Source organism: Actinomycetospora sp. (assembly GCF_055612215.1).
In genome coordinates, this window is sequence record NZ_JBVPVA010001064.1 from 1 (window position 1) to 3,000 (window position 3,000).

At 73.2% G+C, this 3,000-nt stretch carries 4 protein-coding genes; all 4 read left to right on the forward strand.

Translation table 11 applies throughout. The features are described 5' to 3' along the window. Positions 1-537, forward strand: a 537-nt coding sequence (locus AC0CYZ_RS28785) for a PhoH family protein (RefSeq protein ID WP_472221536.1), incomplete at its 5' end; no start/stop codon positions are given. A 5-nt stretch (positions 538-542) separates the two neighbouring features. Next, positions 543-1,154: an rRNA maturation RNase YbeY gene (gene ybeY / locus AC0CYZ_RS28790; protein ID WP_472221537.1), complete on the forward strand. Its 612-nt coding sequence runs from the start codon at positions 543-545 to the stop codon at positions 1,152-1,154. Continuing rightward, on the forward strand, positions 1,151-2,548 hold the full coding sequence (locus AC0CYZ_RS28795) for a hemolysin family protein (protein WP_472221538.1): 1,398 nt from the start codon (positions 1,151-1,153) through the stop codon (positions 2,546-2,548). The genes ybeY and AC0CYZ_RS28795 overlap by 4 nt, the downstream gene beginning before the upstream one ends. Next, a partial coding sequence (locus tag AC0CYZ_RS28800) for an FAD-dependent oxidoreductase (RefSeq protein ID WP_472221539.1) occupies positions 2,541-3,000 on the forward strand: 460 nt, incomplete at its 3' end. The genes AC0CYZ_RS28795 and AC0CYZ_RS28800, both read left to right, overlap by 8 nt.

Below are 3,000 nucleotides of genomic sequence, written 5' to 3' on the forward strand. Positions count from 1 at the left end.
GTCGAGGCGGGGGAGCGGCTCGGCTTCCTGCCCGGCACGCTCTCCGAGAAGATCGACCCGTACCTGCGGCCGCTCTACGACGCGCTGCACGACATGCTCGACCAGGAGTCCGTGCCGAAGCTGATGGCGGCGGGGACCATCGAGATCGCGCCGCTGGCGTACATGCGCGGCCGCTCGCTGAACGACGCGTTCATCATCCTCGACGAGGCCCAGAACACGACGCCGGAACAGATGAAGATGTTCCTGACGCGGCTCGGCTTCAACTCGAAGATGGTCATCACCGGCGACATCACGCAGGTCGACCTCCCGGGCGGCCAGATGTCCGGCCTGCAGGTGGTGCGCCAGATCCTCGACGGCGTGGACGACCTGCACTTCAGCGAGCTGACCAGCGCCGACGTCGTCCGTCACCGGCTGGTCGCCGACATCATCGACGCCTACGGCCGGTGGGACGAGCGCAGCAGCAACGGGCCCAAGGCGGTCCCGAACGCCCCCCGCAACGGGCCGCCGCAGACCCGTCGCGACCGCCGGGGACGCTGAGCGCGATGAGCATCGAGATCGCCAACGAGTCCGGGGTCGACGTCGACGAGGCGCCGATCGTCGACGTCGCCCGCTACGCCCTCGAGCAGATGGGCGTGAGCCCGCTGGCGGAGCTGTCGATCCTGCTCGTCGAGCTCGAGCCGATGTCGGAGCTGCACGAGCGGTGGCTCGAGGAGCCGGGGCCGACCGACGTCATGAGCTTCCCGATGGACGAGCTCGACACCGCCAAGCGCCCGGACGCCCCGCCGAGCGGCCCGAGCCTGCTCGGCGACATCGTGCTGTGCCCGGCGTTCGCGCGGGACCAGGCGGTCTCGGCCGGGCACTCCCTCGACGACGAGCTGCACCTGCTCACCGTGCACGGCGTGCTGCACTTGCTCGGGTACGACCACGCGGAGCCCGACGAGGAGAAGGAGATGTTCGGCCTCCAGGGCGAGCTGCTCCTCGGCTGGCGCACCGAGGTGGCCGAGCGGGCCCGCGCGGAGCGGGAGCGCCTCACGCGGGAGCGCCAGCGCGCCGCGGACGCGAAACTGCTGGGGACGGTCGGCCTCGACGAGCCCCCGGGAGACGAAGCGCAGCGGAGCTCGACCGTTGAAACCGGCGAGCCGGACCCGTCGTGACCGGGGCCCAGGCCGCCGAACTGGTCGTCGCGCTGCTGCTGGTGCCGCTGGCCGGGGTGTTCGCGGCCGCCGACGCCGCGATCACGACCATGTCGCCGGCGCGGGTGGACCAGCTGGTGCGCGAGGGGCGGACCGGGGCGCGGGCGCTGGCCACGGTGGTCGCCGACAAGTCGCGCCACCTCAACCTCGTGCTGCTGCTCCGGCTGTCCTGCGAGTCCGTCGCGACGGTGCTGGGCGCCTACGTCGCGCTGCAGTTCGTGGCCGTGGACGGCCTGGCCGTGACGATCGCGGCCGTCGTCGTGGTCGTCGTGTCCTACGTGCTGATCGGCGTCGGGCCCCGCACCCTCGGCCTGCAGCACCCCTACGAGATCGGGCTGGCGGTCGCGCTGCCGATCCGGGCGCTCGTGCGGCTGCTCGGCCCGCTCGCGTCCCTGCTGATCCTCATCGGCAACGCCATCACCCCCGGCCGCGGCTTCCGCGAGGGGCCGTTCAGCCACGAGGTGGAGCTGCGCGAGCTGGTCGACATGGCCGAGGCGCGCGGCGTCGTCGACGACGACGAGCGCTCGATGATCCAGTCGGTGTTCGAGCTCGACGACACCCGGGTGCGCGAGGTGATGGTGCCGCGCACCGAGATGGTGTGGATCGAGCGCGACAAGACCGTGCGCCAGGCCCTCGCGCTCGCGCTGCGCTCGGGGTACTCCCGTATCCCGGTGATCGGCGAGAACACCGACGACACCGTCGGCGTCGCCTACCTCAAGGACATGGTGCGGTTCACGACGGCGCTGGCGAACGACCCGTCGGGAGCGCCCGCCGACCACCCGGGTGCGATCGCCGAGATCATGCGCCCGGCCGCGTTCGTCCCGGACTCCAAGCAGGCCGACGAGCTGCTGCGCGACATGCAGCGCACCCGCAACCACATGGCCCTCGTCGTGGACGAGTACGGCGGCACGGCGGGGCTGGTGACCATCGAGGACATCCTCGAGGAGATCGTCGGCGAGATCACCGACGAGTACGACACCGCCGAGCACCGCCCGCTGGAGCGCCTCGACGACGGGTCGCTGCGGGTGTCCGCACGTCTGCCCGTCGAGGACCTCGAGGAGGCCACCGGGGTGGAGTTCGACCGCGAGGACGTCGACACCGTCGGCGGGCTCCTCGCGCAGCGCCTCGGCCGGGTGCCGCTGCCGGGCGCGGAGGCCGAGGTCGGGGGCCTGCGGCTGCGCGCCGAGGGCGGCGAGGACGCCCGGGGACGGATGCGGATCGTGTCGTTGCTGGTGTGGGACCCCGACCCGCCCCCCGCGGCGGGCGACCACGCCGGCGAGGGGCAGGGTGGGTCGGTCGAGGAGACCGCCGAGGCCGGGCTGGTCGGGGTCCGTGGAGAGGAGCACCGTGGCTGACGCGCCGCGCGCAGGAGCACCAGCACGTGCGGGGGCGCCCGGCTCGCTGCCGGGGCCGAGCCCCCGCCACGACGTCGTCGTCGTCGGTGGAGGCATCGTCGGGCTCGCCGTCCTCACCGCCCTGCTCGACGCGGGCCACACCTCGGTCGCGCTCGTGGAGCGGGAGTCCTCGCTCGCCGCGCACCAGACCGGGCGCAACTCCAACGTCATCCACTCCGGGCTCTACTACGCGCCCGGCTCGCTCAAGGCCCGGCTGGCGGTCGCGGGCTGCGCGGAGACCAAGGCGTTCTGCGCCGAGCAGGACCTGCCCTACCGCGAGTGCGGCAAGGTCGTCGTCGCGACCGACGAGTCGGAGCTGGGCCGGATGGCCGAGCTGGTCCGCCGCGGCCGCGCCAACGGCGTCGAGGTGCACGAGCTCGACGCCGCCGGCGTGCGCGACCGGGAGCCGGCGG

Bases quoted from the DNA above. Each gene is read 5' to 3' on its own strand.
- ybeY (WP_472221537.1), top strand. From the start codon at position 543: ATGAGCATCGAGATCGCCAACGAGTCCGGGGTCGACGTCGACGAGGCG.